Origin of the sequence: Bradyrhizobium sp. PSBB068, from assembly GCA_016839165.1 — a bacterium.
Lineage (GTDB): Bacteria > Pseudomonadota > Alphaproteobacteria > Rhizobiales > Xanthobacteraceae > Bradyrhizobium.
The window spans coordinates 5,856,086-5,877,421 of sequence record CP069300.1; the positions used below are offsets into that span (position 1 = coordinate 5,856,086).

General features: G+C 62.1%; 20 protein-coding genes and 1 pseudogene. 6 read left to right on the forward strand and 15 right to left on the reverse strand.

The genetic code is table 11. The annotated features are described in order from the left end of the window. Positions 1–30: 30 nt before the first annotated feature. Both JQ507_27245 and JQ507_27250 read right to left on the reverse strand, forming a co-directional pair. Entirely contained in the window at positions 31–948 is a 918-nt protein-coding gene (locus JQ507_27245) for an ABC transporter permease (protein ID QRI68580.1), read from the reverse strand. A gap of 9 nt (positions 949–957) precedes the next feature. Beyond that, the gene (locus JQ507_27250) at positions 958–2,568 is read right to left on the reverse strand and encodes an ABC transporter substrate-binding protein (GenBank protein QRI68581.1); all 1,611 of its coding nucleotides are present in this window, start codon (positions 2,566–2,568) and stop codon (positions 958–960) included. A gap of 775 nt (positions 2,569–3,343) precedes the next feature. Here JQ507_27250 and JQ507_27255 point away from each other — a divergent pair. Beyond that, positions 3,344–3,862 carry a nuclear transport factor 2 family protein gene (locus JQ507_27255; protein ID QRI68582.1) on the forward strand — a complete coding sequence of 173 codons (519 nt, stop codon included), beginning with the start codon at positions 3,344–3,346 and terminating at the stop codon, positions 3,860–3,862. Between the two features lie 40 nt (positions 3,863–3,902). On the opposite strand, the gene JQ507_27260 is transcribed toward JQ507_27255, so the two are convergent. Together JQ507_27260 and JQ507_27265 are read right to left on the reverse strand one after the other, a co-directional pair. Then, complete coding sequence (locus JQ507_27260; GenBank protein QRI68583.1) at positions 3,903–4,877, reverse strand: aliphatic sulfonate ABC transporter substrate-binding protein; 975 nt, start codon at positions 4,875–4,877, stop codon at positions 3,903–3,905. A 447-nt stretch (positions 4,878–5,324) separates the two neighbouring features. After that, positions 5,325–6,107: a MetQ/NlpA family ABC transporter substrate-binding protein gene (locus JQ507_27265; protein ID QRI68584.1), complete on the reverse strand. Its 783-nt coding sequence runs from the start codon at positions 6,105–6,107 to the stop codon at positions 5,325–5,327. 182 nt (positions 6,108–6,289) lie between these two features. On the opposite strand from JQ507_27265, the gene JQ507_27270 reads away from it, so the two are divergent. From JQ507_27270 to JQ507_27290, 5 genes are all read left to right on the forward strand, one after another. Continuing rightward, entirely contained in the window at positions 6,290–6,517 is a 228-nt protein-coding gene (locus JQ507_27270) for a hypothetical protein (GenBank protein QRI68585.1), read from the forward strand. A gap of 469 nt (positions 6,518–6,986) precedes the next feature. Then, the gene (locus JQ507_27275) at positions 6,987–7,877 is read left to right on the forward strand and encodes an ABC transporter substrate-binding protein (GenBank protein QRI68586.1); all 891 of its coding nucleotides are present in this window, start codon (positions 6,987–6,989) and stop codon (positions 7,875–7,877) included. Next, complete coding sequence (locus JQ507_27280) at positions 7,874–8,644, forward strand: ABC transporter permease (protein QRI68587.1); 771 nt, start codon at positions 7,874–7,876, stop codon at positions 8,642–8,644. The genes JQ507_27275 and JQ507_27280 overlap by 4 nt, the downstream gene beginning before the upstream one ends. A 1-nt stretch (position 8,645) precedes the next feature. After that, positions 8,646–9,470 carry an ABC transporter ATP-binding protein gene (locus JQ507_27285; GenBank protein ID QRI68588.1) on the forward strand — a complete coding sequence of 275 codons (825 nt, stop codon included), beginning with the start codon at positions 8,646–8,648 and terminating at the stop codon, positions 9,468–9,470. Beyond that, positions 9,457–11,067 carry an ABC transporter substrate-binding protein gene (locus tag JQ507_27290; protein QRI68589.1) on the forward strand — a complete coding sequence of 537 codons (1,611 nt, stop codon included), beginning with the start codon at positions 9,457–9,459 and terminating at the stop codon, positions 11,065–11,067. The genes JQ507_27285 and JQ507_27290 overlap by 14 nt, the downstream gene beginning before the upstream one ends. A 31-nt stretch (positions 11,068–11,098) precedes the next feature. On the opposite strand, the gene JQ507_27295 is transcribed toward JQ507_27290, so the two are convergent. The 11 genes and pseudogenes from JQ507_27295 to JQ507_27345 all read right to left on the reverse strand — a co-directional run bounded on the left by JQ507_27295 (position 11,099) and on the right by JQ507_27345 (position 21,267). Then, positions 11,099–11,980: an alpha/beta hydrolase gene (locus tag JQ507_27295; GenBank protein QRI68590.1), complete on the reverse strand. Its 882-nt coding sequence runs from the start codon at positions 11,978–11,980 to the stop codon at positions 11,099–11,101. Between the two features lie 350 nt (positions 11,981–12,330). Further along, positions 12,331–12,426: pseudogene (locus JQ507_27300) on the reverse strand (hypothetical protein). 555 nt (positions 12,427–12,981) lie between these two features. Next, complete coding sequence (locus JQ507_27305; protein QRI68591.1) at positions 12,982–13,974, reverse strand: NAD(P)-dependent oxidoreductase; 993 nt, start codon at positions 13,972–13,974, stop codon at positions 12,982–12,984. 114 nt (positions 13,975–14,088) lie between these two features. Beyond that, the gene (locus JQ507_27310) at positions 14,089–14,643 is read right to left on the reverse strand and encodes a helix-turn-helix transcriptional regulator (GenBank protein QRI68592.1); all 555 of its coding nucleotides are present in this window, start codon (positions 14,641–14,643) and stop codon (positions 14,089–14,091) included. A gap of 490 nt (positions 14,644–15,133) precedes the next feature. Beyond that, positions 15,134–15,901: a YkgJ family cysteine cluster protein gene (locus tag JQ507_27315; GenBank protein ID QRI68593.1), complete on the reverse strand. Its 768-nt coding sequence runs from the start codon at positions 15,899–15,901 to the stop codon at positions 15,134–15,136. A gap of 15 nt (positions 15,902–15,916) precedes the next feature. Continuing rightward, positions 15,917–16,414, reverse strand: a complete 498-nt coding sequence (locus JQ507_27320; protein ID QRI68594.1) for a hypothetical protein — start codon at positions 16,412–16,414, stop codon at positions 15,917–15,919. A gap of 85 nt (positions 16,415–16,499) precedes the next feature. Next, complete coding sequence (locus JQ507_27325) at positions 16,500–17,759, reverse strand: arsenic transporter (protein QRI68595.1); 1,260 nt, start codon at positions 17,757–17,759, stop codon at positions 16,500–16,502. Continuing rightward, positions 17,759–18,958, reverse strand: a complete 1,200-nt coding sequence (locus JQ507_27330) for an MFS transporter (GenBank protein ID QRI73534.1) — start codon at positions 18,956–18,958, stop codon at positions 17,759–17,761. Before JQ507_27330 ends, JQ507_27325 begins: the two co-directional genes overlap by 1 nt. 72 nt (positions 18,959–19,030) lie before the next feature. Beyond that, entirely contained in the window at positions 19,031–19,486 is a 456-nt protein-coding gene (locus JQ507_27335; GenBank protein QRI68596.1) for a DMT family transporter, read from the reverse strand. A gap of 32 nt (positions 19,487–19,518) precedes the next feature. Then, positions 19,519–20,625 carry a metallophosphoesterase gene (locus tag JQ507_27340; GenBank protein ID QRI68597.1) on the reverse strand — a complete coding sequence of 369 codons (1,107 nt, stop codon included), beginning with the start codon at positions 20,623–20,625 and terminating at the stop codon, positions 19,519–19,521. Positions 20,626–20,634: 9 nt separating this feature from the next. Further along, positions 20,635–21,267, reverse strand: a complete 633-nt coding sequence (locus JQ507_27345) for a hypothetical protein (protein QRI68598.1) — start codon at positions 21,265–21,267, stop codon at positions 20,635–20,637. Positions 21,268–21,336 lie beyond the last annotated feature (69 nt).

Below are 21,336 nucleotides of genomic sequence, written 5' to 3' on the forward strand. Positions count from 1 at the left end.
CTTGCTCGAATGAGCGGTGCGACGGCGCGGTCATTGAGCCCTCAATCTCGGGTCGATCAGCACATAAAGAATGTCGAGCAGGGTCGAGGCGGCGACGTGAATGAATGCAGCGAGCAGCACCACGGTCAGCACCACGGGCACATCATGCGTAAGCACGGCTCCGAGCGTCACCGTGCCGAGACCCGGCCGGCCGAAAACCTTCTCGGTGATCACCGCGCCGCCGAGCAGGCCGCCGATCAACCAGCCACCCAACGTCACTGCCGGCAGCAAGGCATGCCGCAGCACGTGTCGCCACCGGATGATGAACTCGCCGACGCCGCGCGCCCGCACCGTCGTCACGAACGGCTGGTCGAGCGTCTTCTCCATGGCCTCGCGCAGGACCTGCGTCAGCAGACCCGCCGTCGGCAGCGCCAGGGTGATCGACGGCAGGACGATCGACTTCCACCCCTCGGCGCCCGATACGGGGAACCAGCGCAGGTTGAAGGAGAATGCCATCAGCAGCAGAATGCCGAGCCAGAATACCGGCGTCGAGGCGAACACCAGTTCGACGAGTGATGCAACCTCTCGCGAGAAATTGCCGCGGCCGGCGGTCAGGAGCGCGATGCCGCCTGCGATCACGACCGCGAGCACGCCTGCGGTCAGGGCCAGCTCGACCGTCGGCAGCAGCTGCGAACCAACCACCTCGATCACGGGCTGCCGTAGCACGTAGGAGGTGCCGAAATCGCCGCGAAAGATACGCAACAGGAAATCGAGATATTGCTCAGGCAGCGTACGGTTCAGCCCCCATTCGGCGGCGATCGCTTCGCGCAGGCCGGGATATTCGAGGTCTCCGGCAAGAATATCCTGGATGCGCCCCGGCAGAGCGTGGAGCGCGACGAATGTCGCGGTCACGCTCGCCCAGGCGACCACCAGGCTGGTGAACAGCCTGGAGATGATACGAGACCACATCCGTCTGCCCTACTTCTTTGCGATCCAGAAGTCGTAAGCACTGGACGGCGAGTCGAGGCCAGCCTCGAAGCTCAAACCGTTGACGGTGCTCTTGGCCGCCAGGAACCAGCTTGGCGCAAACAGCGGCACGATAAAGGCCTGATCGACGCCACGCTTCTGGACCGCATCCGTCAGCTCCCGTTTGCGTACCGGATCAGTCGACGCAAGCGCTTCATCGATCTGGCGGGTGATCTCGGGATCCGGATTGGAGATGTTGGCATACAGGAATCCCTTCGAGCCGAGCATGTCCCAGAGTTCGCGCGCCGGATCAGAGGGATTGTCCGTGTTCGGGTAGATCGTCCAGGTGCCGTTGGCGTTGTTCTTGGCATACTCGCCGGCCGTGATGAGCCGCAAATTCAGATCGAGGCCCACATTCTTGCGGAGCGACGCTTGAACGCCCTGAATCAGGATGTCACGATTGTCCCGCACATAAGGTTGGGGATAGCCGACCTCGATCGACAGCCGCTTGCCGTCCTTGGTTCGAAACCCTTCGGAGTCGCGGCCGGTCCAGCCGGCTTCATCGAGCAGCTTGTTGGCTCCCGCGATGTCGTTGCCCCAAGAGCCGACGAGCGCCTTGTTGTATGCAGGATTGGCAGGCCCGATGATCGACCAGGCACGCGGCACCGTTCCCAGGTAGACCTGCTTGACGATCGGCTCGAGATCGAAGCCGTCGCGCAACGCCCGACGCACGCGGACATCGTCGGCCGGCGGACGCGTATAATTAATGTTGAAGGTGAAGGAGGTGCTGGCGCCGGATGGCCCGGTCAGCAGCTTGAAGTCCGGCTGCTCTGCAAACAGCGGCGCATCGGTCGGCTGCACGCCCTCGATCAGGTCAACTTGCCCGGACGTCAAAGCGCCGGTGCGCACGGCATATTCGGGCAGGAATCGAAACGTCACGCGATCCAGATAGGCCGGGCCGTCATGGGCCGCGTTCCCCGGTCCCCATTTGTAGGCTGGATTGCGAACGAACACCGCGGATTGACCGCGCGTGTAGCCCTCGAAGATGAACGGACCAGTGCCCGCCAATGCGCGCCCGCCGCCGCACAAATCACCCTTCTCCAGCGCCTTCGGCGAAATCAGTCCCAGCTTCACGTTCGATGTCGATTCCAGGAAGCTCGAGTCCGGCTTGGACAAGACGAGTTTCACGACGTAGGGCGAGACCACCTCGGCGTGATCGAAAGTCTGCAGAAGAGAGACCGCGGTCGCCGCATTCTCCGGCTTGAAGATGAAGTCGAAATTCGCCTTGACCGCCGCGGCATCGAATTTCTCACCGTCGTGGAAAACGACGTCCTCGCGGAGCTTGTAGGTATATTCCTTGCCGTCCGCTGAAATCGACCACTCCGTGGCGAGCCATGGCGCGAAAGTGCCGTCGGTCTTCTTCGCGATCAGCGAGTCGATATAGTTGCGCGCGACGAAGAACGCCGCTTGCTGCGATGAGCGGTGGGGATCGAAGCAGGATGGCTCGGTCGTGACACCCCATGTCAACGCCCCACCGGAGACCGGCTGATCTGCGGCCTGCGCCGCGCCTATCCCCAGCAACGCAACGGCAATCCCGCTTACGAGCAAACTATTGTTCTTCATTCGCATCACCTGCACTTATGTTCCAGTACCTGCATCGCCGGCGCATCGAACATTCCCCATCGGGAAGATGGCGAACGTCAGCGCATCAGCCATTTCTTGCAGGCGTCTCTTCTGTTGCAGTGCGATCTAAGTCGTGGCTGCGCGTGAGCGCAACATGCAAACGATCGACACATTGTCCGCAGGCGAAGTTTGAAAAATAATTCGCGATGCCGCATCGTTGATGGATAAAATCGATCCAACACGATGCGAAGCCGACAATCCGATGCTGCGCCGACGTGACACGAAACGGCGGTCGAACAGCGAAAGCCTGCGCCGGTCTTCGGGGTGCACTCTGCAGGATCAGCCAACGTCGCCGTATCAATCAACTTGCCGGTCGGAGCAGCCCGAGCGAACGACGCCGGGCAGCACCTTGAGCGAGTGCGTGTCGCGGCCGAAAGGCCCGGGCTTGATCCAGTGCCGAGCCGTTTCGACCGCCGGTGCAGCAGCGGCGCTGGGCGCAAATCGACTTCTCGCCAAAACGGCGAAAACAACCCCATGCACAGTAACCGAGCCGAGCCAGATCAAGGGCTTGCACGAACAGCCATGTGCGCGCGGAAACGTGTCGGATCAAGCTGTTTGACACGTCGGGCAGAACACCTGCATGATGCTATCGTCGGGGCATAGGGCGATGGCGAGACGGATCTCGCGACCTTCGCAACGGTGCACTAGCGTTCCATCGGTTCCGCTCGCGGATGAAGGTCGGCAGCGGAGCCGCCAGCTCTCCGGAGTAGCCTGGATGCCGATGACACCCCACGACGACCTGCTTCTCTGGCATGCCCTTCATCGTCTCGAGGTGACATATTGGCATGACGTCGACTTCAACGACGGGCGCACGGCCCATGACTTCTTCACGCCGGACGGCGTGAAGATCGTGGGTCACAACCGGTTTGAGGGACGTGAAGCGATCCGCGCATTTTATGAGTGGCGCGCGCGTCAAATCGGCGAGAACGCAGCGGATCGACTGGCGATCAGTGGCGTGAAAGCCGTGCGGCACCTGATCACCAATCTGCACGTCACGTCGAGCAGCGAACGCTCCGCGACAGTGGTAGGCATCATCGTGTTCTACGGCGGTCTGACCTATCCATCCACGCGTCAGTCAAATCCTCCAATGATGGTGGCGGATTTGATCAATGAGTGCGTGCTGAACGACAGCAATTCGTGGCAGTTCAAATCACACACAATCCAGCCGGTATTCATGAGTGCCGCTCAACCTCCGTCCATGGAGATCGATCCCATGTTCCTGAAGGACACCTGAGGGATGCACCCGATTTCATCGCCGATACGCCGCGGCGACGTCAGCTCCTGGGTTGATGCCAAACGATGTCGGAAACCGTGACCTTCTTGGGCACGATGCCAAGTTCATAAAAGGTGTCAGCCAGTTGCTGCTGCTGAGCGACCTGCGCTGAAGTCACCTCACCGAAGGTAAAGCTTGCCCGCGCGAAGGCAGCGCGCCATGATCTCTCGTCGATGCTGGTGGCGGCAGCGGCCAGTTTGGCCAGTTCTTCACGATGCTGGCCGGACCACTCCGTCAGCTTGCCGATCTCGTCCAGCGCAGCCGACAGCACAGCGGGAGATTTGTCGGCGAAGTCACGGCTCGACAGGTAGTACGACGAACTGGCCAGCCGCTTGTCGGAGGTGTCGGCAATAATGCGCGCATTGTAGCGCTCCTGAGCGATCGCGTAGAACGGATCCCACACCACCCAGGCATCAATGGTACCGCCGTTAAAGGCGGCCGTGGCGTCCGCCGGCGCCAAATAGGTCGGCACGATATCCTTGAGGCCCAGGCCGGCCAGCGCCAGCGCCTTGACCGCTACGTTATGGGCGCTGGAACCTCGGGCGAAGGCGACACGCTTGCCCTTGAGTTCTGCCAGGGTCTCGATAGGCGAATCGTGTTGCACCAGCACGGCGTGCTCGGCGGACGGCGTAGACGCCACATATACCAACGGGGAGCCGGCGGCTTGCGCGAAGATGGGCGGCGTGTCGCCCACCGAGCCGATGTCGATAGCCCCCGCGCCAAGAGCTTCCAGCATGGGGGGACCGAACTGAAATTCCACCCATTGGACGGCGTCCACACCCAATGGCTTCAGCCGCTTTTCAATCACTTGCTGCTCGCGCCCCAGAACCAAAATGGCTGCGCCCTTCTGGAAACCGACCTTGAACTCCTTCGGCACGTCGCCGCCCGGCGCGGCGATACTGACGCGCGGCGAAAGCAAGGCCGTACCAAGGAGACCGAGGCCGCTGGTGATGATCTGACGTCGGGACGTGGACATTGCCGTTCCTCGGCTCGCGGGTGGGGGCTACGGGAAGCGCGCTCGATAGCCGACCGTGCGCGAACGGAACTTCTTTGTAATCAGCCGCATCGAAAAAAGGCTTTCGTCCTTCAGTCTCGCGATGAAAGAGTGTTGCAAAGAGATGCTCGTTTGCATGTCAAATTTGCCATGATGAATGGAATGGGCCCTCGGTCCGCCGACCTCGGGGCCGAGCACGACCTTCGAAGTTACGAAGCAAGGGCCATCAGGTGTCTCAGCGAGCGTCGACGCGACACTCGCGTCACATGTTGTCTTGCCCTCCATCAAGGGGGCCAACAACCGACATCACGTTTCCGATAAGCGGCAGGAACGCGAAACCCAGTGCCTTAGGGCTTCCGCTTGGCGAGCACTATGCCTACGGCCAACGCCAAACGCCCAATTGATGAATCCATCCGCCCGTCTCGTGCCTCAAAACGCGGGGATCTGTCCGGGCAACTTATCCTTGATGAGTTGTCGGATGGTGTCGTTCTGATAGGCCTGCACCAGCTTGGCGACCCAAGGGGCATTCTTGTCGCGCTCGCGGACGGCGATGAAATTATTGTACGGATTGTCGACGGAGGATTCGATCGCGATGGAATCCTTGCCTGGGATCAGCCCGGCCGCTACGGCATAGTTGGTGTTGATCACCGCCGCGTCGACGTCGTCAAGGCTGCGCGGCAGCTGCGCCGCATCGATCTCGCGAATCTTGAGCTTCCTCGGATTGTCGATAATGTCCAGCACGGTCGGCAGGATGCCGACCCCATCCTTGAGCTTGATCAGATTCTGAGCCTGCAACAGCAGCAGCGCGCGGCCGCCGTTGGAGGGATCGTTCGGAATGCCGATCGATGATCCATCCTCGATCTCGGAGACCGATTTTACCTTTTTGGAGTAGAGGCCGATCGGCGCAACGATGGTCTCCCCCACCGGAGTGATCTTGTAGCCTCTTGTCTTGATCTGATTGTCGAGGAACGGCTTGTGCTGGAACGCATTGGCGTCGAGATCACCGGCATCGAGTGCGGCATTCGGCAGCAGGTAGTCGCTGAATACCACCACCTGAACGTCGAGTCCGTCCTTGGCTGCGATCTCCTTCACCTTCCCCCAGACGATCTCGGAATCACCTCCGGATATTCCGACCTTGATCTTCTGATCCGCAAAAGCAGGCGCGGTAAGGAGCGTGACTACGGCAATAAGTGCGAGCAGGCGATGTTTCATTGTCGTGCGATCTTGCAGCTTTGTTGAATGGGGTAGCGCATAGTGCAAAAAACTCCGCGCGCACTCAATGAAACTCTAAACCAAAGATGGGCGCCGGAATGGAAAAACCATACTTCGCGCATTGCGCCGCGGCGACATGCTTTCATCCGCACCGATAACGTTCCACGCGGTGAACGCAGCCGGTGCCATCGGTCACCCAAGACCGGTCAATTGCGGTCAAGAAAGCTCTGCACCTCACGGAACAGCACATCGCGCCCCGTCTCGACTTCGACGAAATGCGTGGCGCGCGGAATCTCGATCAAGTGGCGCACGGGCGCGGTTCTTTCGCCGAAGCCCGCAACCACGCAGCCGAGAGCGATACCAGCAGCGACGACAACAAGCGCTTCATGTTAACTTTCTTCGAGGAGTAACGGATTTCAGTTGAATTTTGTGACGCCGAGCGTTTACGCATTTGGGCGTTCGCGCTTGTCGCCGTCAATTCCAAATGGGTTCGCGAACTGAGAATGATTCAGCTCTGCTCCGCCCGCAGACGACGAACTTCATCAACGCTGCCTTCAGCGTCTTCCCGAAGAATGAATCTCATTCATCACGTGCGACGGAAGCGCAATTCATTGCGTTCGTCCGCGGCACGCTGAAACGAATATCTTATTTTTCGGCCGCGATTGACTCGCCGCCGTCGCGATGACGATCTGCACGCCTCATGCATGAAGGTGTACCATGACGACATATATCCGCGCGAGCAGGCCGGGACGACGCGACGTGCTGCGACTGGGCCTCGGCGCGGGCCTGCTGTCACTGACGGCAGCACGCAGCCGCGCACAGACCACGGCGAAGCCCGATGTCGTTCGCATCGGCTATCTGACGGCGGCGCGGGCCTGGGTGGTCGGCAAGACCGACGGCAGTTTCGACAAGGCGCTTGGTGTCAAGGTCGAGTGGGTACCGTTCCCATCGGGCGGACCGGCGCTGTCGCTGCTTGCCGCCAAGCAGATCGATTTCGCGATCTTCGGTAACACGCCGATCGTGGCCGGGCTTTCGCGCAAACTGCCCATTCAAATTCTGGGCTCGCCGGAGATCGTCGCCACCAGCGAGCGGCTCGTCGCCAAGGCGGGCATCACCACGCTCAGGGATCTCGAGGGCAAGCGCATCGCGGTTGCCCCCTCCTCCACGATGGCCTTCGCGCTTGAGGCCGTGATCCGTATCAACAAGCTCGACGCCGGCAAGATCAAGCGCCTGCCCCTGAGCCAGCCGGACACGATCGCCGCCTGGAAGCGCGGCGACATCGACGCGACCTATATCAATGGCCCGTTCTGGGCAGAGCTCCTGGCCGACGGCGGCCGGCAATTGCTGGTCTCCGAACAATTGCAGCCCTCAGGCGTCTTTGTCTGGAACAGCGCCGTGGTGCGGAGCGAATTCGCCGAGCGATTCCCCGAGACAGTGGTGGCCTGGCTGCAGACCGTTCAGGCGCAGTTCGACCGATACCGGTCCGATCCGGAGGGCGTGTCGCGGATTCTGGCAAAGGATTTCGGCGCACCGTTCGAAGCCGTGCGCGACACCCTGGCCGGGCTGCGCTATCCCACCTTCCAGGATCAGCTCGGTCCGAAATATTGGGGCGATGGACCGGCCGCAGCAAAGGATGCACCGCTCATCAAGGCGCTCGGCGATGCCGCTGCCTTCCTTGCCGAGACGGGCGAGATCAAACGCGACGACGTCCCCGCCTCGTTCGTCCCTGCGGTGAACTACGCATTGCTGCGGCGCGCGTTCCCGTCTTGAACGCCAGCCGTCGTTTCCTGATCGGCCTTGCCGCGGTCGCCGGCGTCACGCTGGCGTGGGAGATCGCCGGGCGGACTCATCTGGTCGAACCGTTGTTGCTTCCGCCGCCATCCGAGATCGTGACGACCGCGATCGATCTGGCGCGGGACGGCTATCGTGGCACCCCGCTCTGGCAACACCTGGCGCTCAGTCTCGCCCGCGCTCTGGGCGCGTTTGCCGCGGCGACGCTGGTCGGTGTGCCGCTCGGGCTCGCCATGGGAGCAGCGCCGGGCTTTGGCGCCGTGCTCGATCCTTTCGTCCAATTCCTGCGGCCGCTCCCGAAGCTCGCACTGATCCCGCTCGTGATCCTCTGGTTCGGCATCGGCGAAACCTCGAAGGTTCTTTTGATCTTCATCTCGGCCGCGCTCAGCATCATTGTCGGAACGGCAGCTGCGGTCAGCACCGTACAGAGACAACGGATCCGCGCCGGCCGGGCGCTAGGCGCTCACGGCCTGGCGTTGTTTCGCTACGTGATCCTGCCCCACATCCTGCCCGAGCTGTTCGTGACGCTGCGCCTGTCCTTCGGGATAGGCTGGACGACCCTGATCGCGGCCGAGATGATCGCCTCCGACGCCGGGATCGGCTGGATGGTCGTCAACGCCGGCTCCTATCTGCGCACTGACGTCGTCATGCTCGGCATCGTCATGCTCGGCGGCACAGGCTACGCGCTGGACCTGGCGCTGGTGGGGCTGCAGCGCTGGGTGGCCCCTTGGTCAGGGCGCGCCTGAGATGACGACCTCTCCACTGATCGTGCTTGAAGACGTCGAGAAGCGCTTTGAAGACCGGCGCGGCCGACACAAGACCGTCGCGCTCGACGGACTTTCGCTTGGCGTTGCGGAAGGCGAATTCGTGTGCCTGCTGGGACCCAGCGGATGCGGCAAATCAACCGTGCTCGACCTGCTGGCGGGTTTCGAACAACCCACGCGCGGCCGCGTGACGATCGATGGCAAGCCGGTCGGACGCCCGTCCCCCGATCGCGGCATCGTGTTTCAGGAAGCGACGTTGTTCCCATGGTTGTCCGTCATCGACAACATCACCTTCGCATCGCGTCTGGCCGGGCGCCCGGCGTCCGAATATCGGCCACGGGCGCAGGAGCTGATCGAGATGATGGGCCTGCGCGGCTTCGAGCATCATGCCGTCTATGAGCTGTCCGGTGGAATGCGCCAGCGCGTCGCGATCGCCCGCGCCTGGATATCGCAGCCGCTGCTCCTCTTGATGGACGAGCCATTCGGGGCGCTTGATGCCCAGACTCGACTCGCAATGCAAGAGCTGCTGTTGGCCGCACGCGAGCAGCGCCGCTCCACCGTCCTGTTCGTCACGCACGACATCGAGGAGGCGCTGTTCCTGTCGGACCGCATCGCCATCATGAGCGGCCGTCCTGGCCGGATCGTCGAAGAGATCATCGTCCCCTATCCCCGTCCACGCGCCTATCAGGAAATCATCGCGATGCGCTCGTTCGGTGAGCTGAAACGATCGATCCTGGCGACGCTGCGCAAACAGGCCGCACGCCTTCAACACGCAACAATGGAAAGCTTGGCACATGGTGACGACTGACGATCGTATCCGCGGTCTTATTGATCGGCGAAGTGTCCTGAAGGCGGGGGCCGGTGTGCTCGCGCTTCCGCTCGCCGGCTCGCCTGCGCTCGCGGCCGAAGCGCGGCGTGGCGGGACGCTGACTGTCGTCACACAGGGGGAACCGCGAACGCTCGTTCCCTTGCTCGACACCAACACACAGACCCGCAATATCAGCACCAAAATCACCGAGGGTCTGCTGGCTTACGATGCAGATTTCATACCACGTCCACTTCTGGCGACGGCCTGGAAGTCGAGTGCAGACGGACTCGAATATAACTTCACCTTGCGTCCCGGCGTCAAATGGCACGATGGCGCCGACTTCACGTCCGCCGACGTCCAGTTTTCGCTGCAAGCGCTGCAAAAGGCCGGGCCGCGTGGCCGGATCAGCTTCGCCAATCTCGATCGTGTCGAAACGCCCGATGCGCTGACCGCCGTGGTGAAGCTGTCGAAGCCGACACCCTACTTCCTGAAGGCGCTCGCGGCTGCGGAATCGCCGATCGTTCCGCGTCACGCCTATCAGCCCGATAATCTCGACGGCAGCGCCAACAACAACGCGCCGATCGGAACCGGTCCATTCATCTTCGAGGAATGGAAACGTGGCAGCCACGTCAGCCTGCGCCGGAACCCACAATATTGGCGGCCCGAGCGGCCCTTTCTGGATCGGGTGGTGGTCAAGTTCGTTGGTGATCCGGCCGCGGCCTCCACGGCGCTTGAGACGGGAGAAGCCGACACCAGCGGCAGCATTTCGCTCGGCGATGTGAAACGGCTGGCAGAGGGCGGGAAGCTTGTCGTCTCGTCTCAGCGAGACGCCTATCTCAACAACGCCGCCGTGCTGGAGTTCAGCCTCGACAACCAATACCTCGCCCAACGCGCCGTGCGGCACGCCATCGCGCGCACGATTGATCGCGATTTCATCCGGCAGTGGATTTATTACGGCTATGCCAGCCGGATCCGCTCGCCGATTCCCGAAGTGCTTTCATCCTACTTCGACCCGACGAGCTTCGACCATCCCTTCAATCTCGACGAGGCCAATCGCCTTCTCGATGAGGCGGGATTGAAGCGCGGAAGCGGCGGCATCCGGTTTGCACTGAGGCTGACCTTCATTCCGGGGGCCGCATTCAAGGCGACTGCCGGCTACCTGCGGTCCGCCCTCGGCCGTGCCGGCATCCGCGTCGACATCCTCGACGGCGATCTCGGCACCTTCATCAAGCGGGTCTATTACGACCGTGATTTCGACATCAACCTCAACGGGCTCGGCCTGCTGTTCGACCCGACGGTCGGCGTGCAGCGGATCTACTGGTCGGACGGAATCAAGCACCCGCTGCCCTATGTCAACGCGGCCCACTACAATAACCCGGCGGTTGATGAGCTGTTCCGGCAGGCAGCCACGGAGCGCGACGAAGCGCGGCGCGCGGATCAATTCCGGCAGATCCAGAAGATCGCCAGTGACGATCTGCCAGCCTTGCCACTGGTAGCGCTGGAGACAACCCTCGTCAGCAATGCGCGCGTGCGCAATCTTTACAACAGCGTCGACCTGACCGCGGGGGATTTTTCCGACGCCTGGCTCGACCGGTGATCCCGACGCCTCGATCACCGCCTTCGCTTGGTCACCCGAGCTTGCGTGCGAAAAATGAACTGACGGCGTCGAGCACGGCCTCAGGCTGCTCTTCCGGTTGAAGATGGCCGCCCGGAATAGCCCGACCATCGACATCGACAGCCCAGCTCCTCCAGATCTGGAGCGGAGTATCCGTCTCACCAAAGCGGCCCTGCTCCCACAGCACCAGCACAGGACAATCGAGCATTCGCCCGGCGGCGCGATCGGCAAGATCATGCTCATGGTCGAGGCTCGCGCCGGAGCGATAGTCCTGCATCATCGCGTGTCGTACCTCGGGCCGGCGAAATGCTTCGCGATAGGCGGCGCGGGCCTCATCCGACAGGGCAACGAGATCCTTGGCCATTCTTCGCAACGTCCAGTCCAGGAAGAAATCCGGATCGCCGCTCAACAGCCGTTCGGGCAGGTCATAGGGCTGCGCGAACAGCAGCCAGTGATAGGCGCCGAGCGCAAAATCCCTGCCGGCGCGCGCCCAGACCTCGCTGGTCGGGATCACTGTCAGCGATACGAAAGCCTGCACCGCTCCGGGATGGTCCAGCGCCAACCGGTACCCGACCCGCGCGCCGCGGTCATGCCCGATGACGGCGAAGCGATCGAAACCGAACTGCTTCATCACCGCGAGCTGATCGCGCGCCATCGTCCGCTTGGAGTAAGCCGATGCATCGACATGCTGCGGACCGCGGCTGTCGCCATATCCCCGCAGATCGGTGGCGACCACGGTGTAGTCGCGCGCCAGGACCGGGGCGATACGATGCCAGGCGACGTGGGTCTGCGGGTATCCATGGAGCAGAAGCAAGGGAGGACCGCTCCCGCCTACGAACGAGGCGATCGTCGCACCTTCGGTCTCGACATCGTGACGCTCGAATCCTTCAAACATGGCAGCTGTCCTGCATCGTTCGACAGATGCCTTGTTAGTCGACCCCCACGCGATCCGCCAGAGATCCGACGGTGGGAACGGCCAGACGGGCGCGCAACCGTTCAGCGATCGATGCCCCCGTTCACGAACGCTGCAATCTCCTGCAACGCCTCGATCGCCTCGGGAAACAAGCCGAGAAAAGCGTGCCAGACGTGGGGAAGCTCCGGCCAGATGCTCAGATTGACCCGAACGCCGGCGTCCACGAGCCGCGCTGCGAAATTCCGGCTGTCATAGGCGAGCGTCTCGATCGCACTCACCTGCAACAAGGTAGGTGGAAATCCGGCAAGCAGCGCGTGCGGTCCACGAGGCATGTACATCCGATCCGAGCCGGCCAGCGCGCCGGTGTGCGACACTGCCGCCTTGGCGCCGGCCTCGGAGCGGCCGATCTTGAAAGCCACCACCGGCTTGTCCTCATCGGTTTCGTGCCGCAGAAATCCCTGATGTCACGAAACTGGGTTCGATCGCCTCTCTTGCCGGCCGCGAGGTCGACCGCCTTGAGTTTCTCGGATGCCGATGCGTGCGCGGCACCAAGCAGAAGACACATCGTCGTCGACGCAATCAACTTCATTCCAAATCCCATCGCTTCGCTTCCTTCAATTGGCCATGACAAACCATGCGGCCTCGCTGAGGCCGGCACACCAGCTGCTCGCAGTGGATTTCTTCGGATACGCTAGGTGTCGTGCCGCTTCAGACCAGCGACGGTCGCCTGATGGAATGCTTTCCATACGAAGACGATTACACCGTCATCGGCACAACAGACGAGCCGTGGAACGGAAGACCGGAAGATGTCGCCATCTCCGATGCTGAGATCGAGTACATGATGAGAGAAGTGAATCACTTTTTCAAAAGCCCGGCGATGCGTCATCGCAGAGAGATATTACTTCTTCTCCCGTGGAGGCAAAAGCCATTGCTCAAACCGGCGTGCCTCCCGTGTATCAAGTGGACCAAGTATGCTGAAATTGCTACTGAGGCCCAACAGGATAGGGTCCCTCTTGGAACTCCCTGTCATGATAGCCTTTGCTGCCGACGGTACGGGCCAGAGGACTGCGAAAGTCTTCGCCGTTCTGCAGAAGTTTCAATGCTCGGTTGAAGTCCCATCGCGGCGTCCACTTCAACCTCTCGGCCGCGAGGTCGCTCACGTAGACGCGATCGATCTCGTCGAACATCGACCAACCCCTTGCGGCGTAGACCCGTTCAGCTTCGGGGAACAGTCTGCGAACCACGGCACCAGGGTTGCGCCGTAACTCGTCAAGATCGCCCTTGCTAAAGGGTGTCGGCGCGGAGACGATGAACCGGCCAAAACTATGTTGCGGCGCCAGTTCTAAAGCCCGCAGATGAGCCTGCACGACGTCGTCTAGATCGACGCGGCGATAGAGCAATTCGTTCAATTGCGCATTGTCGCGGCTAAAGTGGTTGCGGACAGAAGGAGAATCATCGTCCTCGGGAAAGAATCGCGACGTTCTTAGAATGATCGTTGGCAACTTCCGCCTAGACGCGAACACCTCGCAGAGGTGCTCGGCACTAAGTTTCGTCGCGCCATAAATATTCTTTGGTATGGGAACAACCTCTTCAGTTATCCAGGATGCAGGCATGCCTGGGGACGGTGTCAACGCTGATCCGAAGGCGCTTGTGGTGCTTGTGAATACGAAACTCTCGACGCCCGTCTCGCTCGCACCTTCGAGCAAATTGAGCGTTCCGGTCACATTGGTGTCCACGAAATCCTGATAAGAATGCGTCACGATATGCGGCTTGTGCAATGCCGCAGCATGGATGACCCACCGAACTCCTCTGCGGAAGAGAGCGTGCAAGAAATCCCTGTCGGTTAACGATCCCACATCGTCGGTATAAGGTGACGGCTTCATATCGACGCCAATGGCGGGCCGACCTGATTCCCGCAAAATGCGCATTAAAGCTTCACCAAGATGCCCCGCGCTTCCCGTTACTAGAACCGCCATCGCTTACATCGCCCGCTTTAAAGGTCCGCAGCTTCCGGTAGAAGCCACGGCTCGGCAGTCATACACACCTCAACATCCATTGTATCGTTGTCGCGAGTGAACATAGCGCATAAATTATGCGCGGACGTGCTCGTGCTGAATTGTCGAAACCAGGCGGACCGCACTGCCGTCGGCAAGCCAAAGCCGTTCCCAGAGCACCGTGCTGGGCGGAATCGGCACGTCCAGCCTAAAGTTCGAGCCGGTCTCGATAGACACCGCGCTAGACGGAGCGTCATACCACCCTTTCTCGCGCAGTCCTTCGTCAGCTGAAAGAATCTCCGTAGACGCATATCGGAGCAGAGATCGACCTATGACATCCCCAGGAGAGAGACGCCACTCGCCGTACCGCGATGGCGAGGCGGCTAAGAGCCTGTGTGTCCAGTCACAAATGAGATGGATGCTCAACGACGACCCCTCGACGAGCCGCCGAATTGCGCGGTCCGCGCCAGGGGACCGCGCTCCTAGTACACTTAAGGCAACTTCATATTGCCTTTCAGACATCCGGATCGCGCCGCTCTCCCATCGAGATACTGTAGTCTGCGTAACATTCATCAGTGTGGCGAGATGATCTTGCTTTATTCTGAGCAAGCTGCGCAAGCGCCGTACGTGAGCCCCACGCCAAGTGTCCATAGCCGCCTGACTCCTCGTGTTCCGTGAACTCCGCGAGTTCGCCAATGTACAACAGGCTTCTGAGCAACTCGCCTGCTACGTCGACCAGCCAGTCGTCAGAACTGCTATCGAACGAGAGCCGATCATTTAGAGTGGAATCAACTCATCAAGCAGCCACGTCAATGAGCCAAAGCAGCGAGTTCATCTAGCACCAACTGCTTTCGGTAACCAGCCTTGCTCCTAGGAACAACGCGCCATGGGCCGAAACCTGCCAGTGCCGCGCTCCCCGCATGTACCATCTCAAGACTACCCGCTCCGCCCCCATAATCGTCGCGATGTTTGTCTTGGACCATTCAAACGTGCAGCGACGCCGGCCAGGGCAAACTTCTGGACACGCTCGGACAGCACAGCCCGCGAAGTTCGGGGATGGCGCGAAGGATTTCGCTAAGCAGCCGGCCGCCTGGACGACAACCAGCGCACGATGAGCAAGCTCCATCGTGCGCTCCAAATTTCATGTGCCTTTGCGATCGAGAAAAATCGACCGCCTGCGGCGATCGCCCTCTTGAAGTCCGGGGCTTTGAGGCGCCTTGGCGAGGATTTCTCCGTCGATGGAGTCCAGCCAATTTTCGACCGCTCGGATGTGGCGCTCGACGATCTCGTCCGGACCGTCTTGCATGCAAGCCCCGAGCATGGCGTCGATGTCCATGAAGGCGGAACCGATCGAGCCCGACGGAAGTTCATCGATCTCCTCGCGCCGCTCCTGCCGCCGATCGAGTTCGCCCGGGGCCGCCTTCTCCAGGATGGCGAGCATCTTGTCGTAAAGCACGCCGTAGCGGTCCGAGTTTCGGAAGTACGGTTCGGCGCCCTGCTGGTCGAGGTAGTCCTGGACCGTGCCTGCGTTGCCGTACACGCCCTCCGTCTGCGGGTGCGGAGCAAGTCCTCCGAATGACTCTTCGCCCTCGGCCGACACCCAGCGGGCTAATGGGTAGATGCGGCACGCGAGTGGACGGTCCGGATGCACGGAGCAACCTCGATCGTTCAGGAAGACGCAATTGCCGTCTTCCGCTGAGCGCAAGACGGTGCCGCCGGCTTCCGTCTTGCTTTCGATGAACTCGGTCGTCGAGAGCCCCAAGCGCCGCGCCAGCCGCAGGACCTCATATGGATTGACGCGGATCGCCTTGTTCCTGCAGCAGCGCTTGCAGGCGTGACAGGTGTAGGAAAAGGGAGACGCGCGGGTCATATCGAAATCGACACGCCCGACGAGGTCGCCGTAAGCCATGTCGCGCTCCTCGAACTACTTTGGTGCCCTGATCCGATCGACGATGTCGCGCGTGATGTCGGCGCAGGTCCGCATGGGTTCGTCGGCGGCGCACCGCACGTCGATGGCTGTCGCGCCGTCACTTGCGACATCGACCTTGATGCGGCCGGCCTTGCCATCCCAGCGTCCTTCCTTGCCGCCGAACTTGCCTTCGCCCTTTCCTTCACCCTTGCCTTCGATCTTTCCTTCGCCTTTTCCTTCACCCTTCCCCTCGCCTTTTCCCTCACCTTTGCCTTCTCCTTTGCCTTCGCCCTTGGCCTCGGCCTTGCCCTCGCCTTTACCTTCTCCCTTTGCGTCCGCCTTGCCTTCGATCTTCGAGTCCGCCTTGCCTTCCCCCTTGGCATCGGCCTTGCCTTGCGCGAACGCGGTCGAGCGCATGCCGAGCGCGACGCCTAGCGCCGCGACGCCGGTAGCCAGAGCGAGGGTGCGCCGAGACAGGTCGGTCCGGCGGTCGCGATCTGCTTCATTGGTCATGTCTTCCTCCATTCACGCCGATCGGCCGATCGGCTCCGGTTGCTGGTTCTCGCTCGGACGAACGAGAACGGGTTTTGCCGGCGCGTCATCGAGGCGCCACCAGCGAAAGCGAGAGAAGCGAAAGAAGAAGGCTCGGCGGCATCACCAGGAGGCCGAGCTTCAGGAAGCGAGTGGCGCCGACGTCCTCACCCTCGCGACGAATGGCGATCAGCCAGAGGATCGTCGCGAGCGAACCTGTCACCGAGAGGTTCGGACCGAGGTCCACGCCGATCAGGATCGCGCCCGTTATTTCATGCGACGCTTGGGCGGCGTGAGACGTGGTCGCCGCAATGAGACCCATGGGAAGGTTGTTGATGAGGTTCGAAGCAAACGCGGTGACGATGCCGGCTCCCCATGCCGTGGCTTTCGGCGCATCGGCGGCGGCCCGCTTCAAGACGTCGGCAAGAGCCGGAAGCACGCCGGTATGGTTCAGCCCTTCGACGAGAATGAAGAGGCCGGCGACCAGCGGCAGCACCGACCAGGCGACGTCCCGAAGGACCGGCAGCGGAGACTTCCGCCCGAGCACCAGAACGATCGCCGTGACGATCGCGCCGCAAACGAATGTCGGAAGACCGATATCGCGACCGAGCGCTGATGCAGCCAGCAGCGCGACTGCCGTCGCGCCGATGCCGAAGGCAACGATCGCGGCGCCACGCGTCAACGCGATGCCCTTCTCTTCGCTCTCCACGTCACCTTGAAGGCTTTCGCGCTGGCTGAAGCGGAGCAGGACGAACGTCGCCACGATCGCGATCACCGACGGCAGCGCGAAGTAGCGCAGCCATTCGAGCAACGTCGGCATCCGCTCGCCGAAAACGACGAGATTGGCCGGGTTCGAGATCGGCAGAACGAAGCTCGCCGCGTTGGCAATGAAAGCGCAGACGAACAGGTAAGGCAGCGGTTCCACCTTGGCCGCGCGGGTCGCCGCGTAGACCGCCGGCGTCAGAACCACGGCAGTGGCGTCGTTCGACAGGAAGATCGTAACCACCGTGCCGACCGCATATACGATCGCGAACAACCGTGAAGCCGACCGGCGGGATTGCCGCACGGCCTGCACCGCGAGCCAGTCGAACAAGCCTTCCTTGCGCGCGACCTCGGCGAGCAGCATCATTCCGATCAGGAAGAAGTAGACGTCGACGCCTTTGCCGGCGGCCGTCAAAGCCTCGCGCCACGGCAGCAGGTCGAAGGCGACGAGCAGCACCGCACCGATTGCGGCCCAGATGAACTCCGGCAGATTCCACGGCCGCGCGACCACGCCGAGGGTGGCGAGGCCTGCAATGCCCCATGTCGCGGTGGCCGCGCTGAACATCAGCCCGCTCCTGCGACGGCAAATTCAGGCGCGGAACGGCTCGGTCTGCCGGCGCAGGCCGGCTTGAGCAAGGAAGCGAACGCCAGCCAGAGCCCGACCGACACCGCCGCGAACGAGCCCAGAATGAGGAACATCAGTCCGTAGCCCATCACCTGCGCGATCCAGCCGCCGATGGCCGGGCTGATCGAGGCTCCGATGCCCTGGACGGTCATGACCGCTCCTTGGCCGACGTTGACGCGGCCGGTACCGTCGAGAATCCGAGCCACCAATCCGGGAACGGCGACGCTCTGCAGACCGGCTCCGATGCCGTCGAGGATCTGCACGGGGTAGACGCCCCATTTGTTCAGCAGCCAGGCCGCGATGACGCCTCGGATCGGGAGAGCGACGAAGGAGACCAGCAACACCAGCCAGTAGCCTTCCTTCTCGGCCATCCGCATCGCGGCCAATGAGGTCAGGATCATCACGCCCTGGGCGATCACGATCGTCATCGCGACGAAACTTGCCGGATCCGCCTGCTTGTCGGCGACCACCGCCAGCCCGTAGAGGGGCAGCATCGCCGCGTTGCCGAGGTGGAAGAACAGCAACGCGGCCGAAAGGATCAACAACGGTTTGGATTCGACGAGGACCTGCAGCCCGCTGACATGGCCTTGCTGGCTGTCCTTCTGCTCGAGACCGCGCGCGGCGTCATCGTCGATGGCATCGCCCGGGATCATCAGCACGGATAATATCGAGAGCACGCCGAACGCCGCGGCGAGCCAGAACACGGCCGTGAACCCGTAGAGCCATCCGAGCAGCCCGGACAACGCCGCGCCGACCATGTTGCCCGCGTGATTGTAGGCCTGGTTCTTTCCGTTCTGACGGTTGAAGCCGGCTTGGCGCACGATACCGAGCGTGATGCCGGCCACCGCGGGCCCGATCGCAGCGCCGGCGATCGCGGTCGCCACTTGGGATGCCGCCACCAGCCAGAATTCCTGCGACAGCAGCACGATACCGGATGCGATGACGGTGCAGACGCCTGGAATGATCACGTACAGGCGCTTGCTGCGCGTCGAGTCGATCAACGCTCCCGCTGGCGTGGTCATCAGCATGCCGGCGACGCCGCCCGCGGTCATCACCGTGCCGATCCAGCCGCTCTGCCAGCCGTGGGCGAGGAGGAAGACGCCGAGGAACGGGCCGATGCCCGCCTGCATGTCCGCCATGAAGAAGTTCAAGGCGAGCAGGGGTGCGAGGGCTCGTTGCTGGGATTGCGCGAGCGTCATGCGGACCTCCCCTCAGAACTTCGAGATGAGAGCGATACCGGCCACCATGAGGATGGCGCCAGCAATGCGACCCAAGCTGAGCTCGCGGACCGTCATCCCGAACAATCCGTACTTGTCGATGATCAGCGACATCAGGATGTTCGCCGTGATGGTCAGGCCGCCGAACGTTCCGGCGCCGACCTGGCCGACGAAGATGAGGCCCGCGACCACCGCGAACGCGCCGATCAGCCCTCCGAGCGGGGCCCACCACGGCATCGCAGCGATGCTTTCCCGGGTCGGGAACGGATGAGGCTGACAGACCCACACGACGGAGAGGAACGCGACGACCGGCAGGAAGGAGATGATGCTCGACAGCCAGGGGTTCTCCATCGAGTTCCGCAAGGCGTTGTTCATCGGCGGGCCCCAAGCCTGCAGCGCGCCGCACACGAGGATGATCGGATAAAGCCAGACCGGACTGATGTTCTGCATGTCGTCAATTCCGCAAAATGAATTATGGGCGATCACCACTTCCGCCCGTTTCGATTGGGACCAAGTTGCGTTCCGAACAGATGGCGCTCGGGCCACGCACCGATCGAATTCGTGTCGCTGCCGCTCGACTTGCGACCACATTTTCCGTCCGGATCCCACTCGATCGCGTCGATGTCCTGCGAGCCGTTCTGGTCGGTCACCCGAACCTCGAGGCGATGGGCCTTGTCTGAACGGAAAGGTGCGCTGAACCGGCCTCCCTCGATGCTCGACATCCGAAGCCACGGTCCGTCATCGACTCGCAGATCCGCGTGTGCCGTCGGAGCCGCGCCCCACGCCGTGGCGCGCACTTCGGTCGGGCGGCCGTCGGCATCACCTTCGAACGATAGCCGCCGATCGGCCGGCGAGGTGATCATCACGAAAGGCCACGAAGATTCGAGCGGCTTGAAGCGCCAGCTGACGGCGTTGCCGTCGACCGCCATGAATGCGAAGCCGACAGGGCCTTCTTCGATCTGCCCCGTCGACCTTGTCGCTGCATAGACGGTGCGACCGTCGTGCGAGATTTCGTTGTAATGGGTATGACCCATGGCGACGAGCAGCGTACTGCTCTCGTCGAGAAGCTGCGTCAGTGCTTCCGCTTCGTCCCCGAGATCCGCGGGATAAGCGTGCATGAACACGACACACGTCTTTCCTTCTTCCTTGGCAGCTCCGAGCCTCAGCTTGAGCCAGTCGAACTGCTGTCCACCGAGCTTGAAATCGGGACCGCCGGTTCCTTGCGAGACCACGTCGAGGAATAGACAGACGCAGCCGTTGACCTCCTGCGCGTGGGGCAGCTTCGGGACATACAGACCGTCGTAGAAGCTGGTCAAGGATCTCGGCTTGAAGTCGTGATCGCCGGGGATCGCGCGCCAAGGGAGTTGGAGCCTCTTGAGGCCGTCGCGCACGATCGCGAATTGTTCATCGGTACCGTCGTCGGCATTGTCGCCCGGCAGATAGACGAAATCGACCTTGTCACCGACATTTCCGTTGAGCTCTTCGACGATCCGAAGAAAATCGCGATGGTTCTGCAGGCCATTATCGGTGACGTGCAGATCGCCGATCTGCACGAAGTGCAGCGGTCGGGAGTTCGGGACGCGCGCCATTGTCGGCACTCAACCGTGATGGCCAGGACGATGGTGCTTTTCGTGATGCTTGGGCTTCTTGTGATCGGGCCCGTGCTTGTGCTTCTTCGGACCTCCGACGGCTTTGAGCTCGTCCGAGGAAGGACCGATCTGCTTGGCTTCGACCATGGTCCCGAAGGAAGTGGTCGCTCCCTCGCCTTTCGCCGCGATCTTGCGACCGGCGACGAACAGATCGGAGAAGCGTTCGGCTTCGTGCGGCGGCAAGCGGATGATGCGCCCGTCCTCGAGAACGGCCCCTCGGGTCTCGCCCTTCGGTCCGTGGATCGGCTGGCGGACGATGCCCTGCACCGTCATCGGCCCGTGCTTGGCTTCCTCGAATTCGTCGTCGGGCCGCTGATCCGGCCCCTCGTCCAGCAGGCGGCCTTTGGGCGTCTCGATGGCGACGGCTGCGATCATGTCGACGGCGCGAGGACGCACGCCACGCACGCGCACCTTGCTGCCTGGGCAGACCTCGCGCAGCAGGCGCAGCGACAGGTGCGGCGGCACGTGGACTTCGCGACCGTCCGTCATGAGGAAGCCATCGGCTTCGCCGTGCTTGTTCATCAGGAATAGCTCGACGGTGCCGCCGACTTCCGGCAGATGATCGGGATCGATCCAGTGCATACGACGCTCCTTGCTATCGATGTTGTCGTGCAGGACATCGCAAGCGCCGTGCCAACGCCGGAGGCGTTG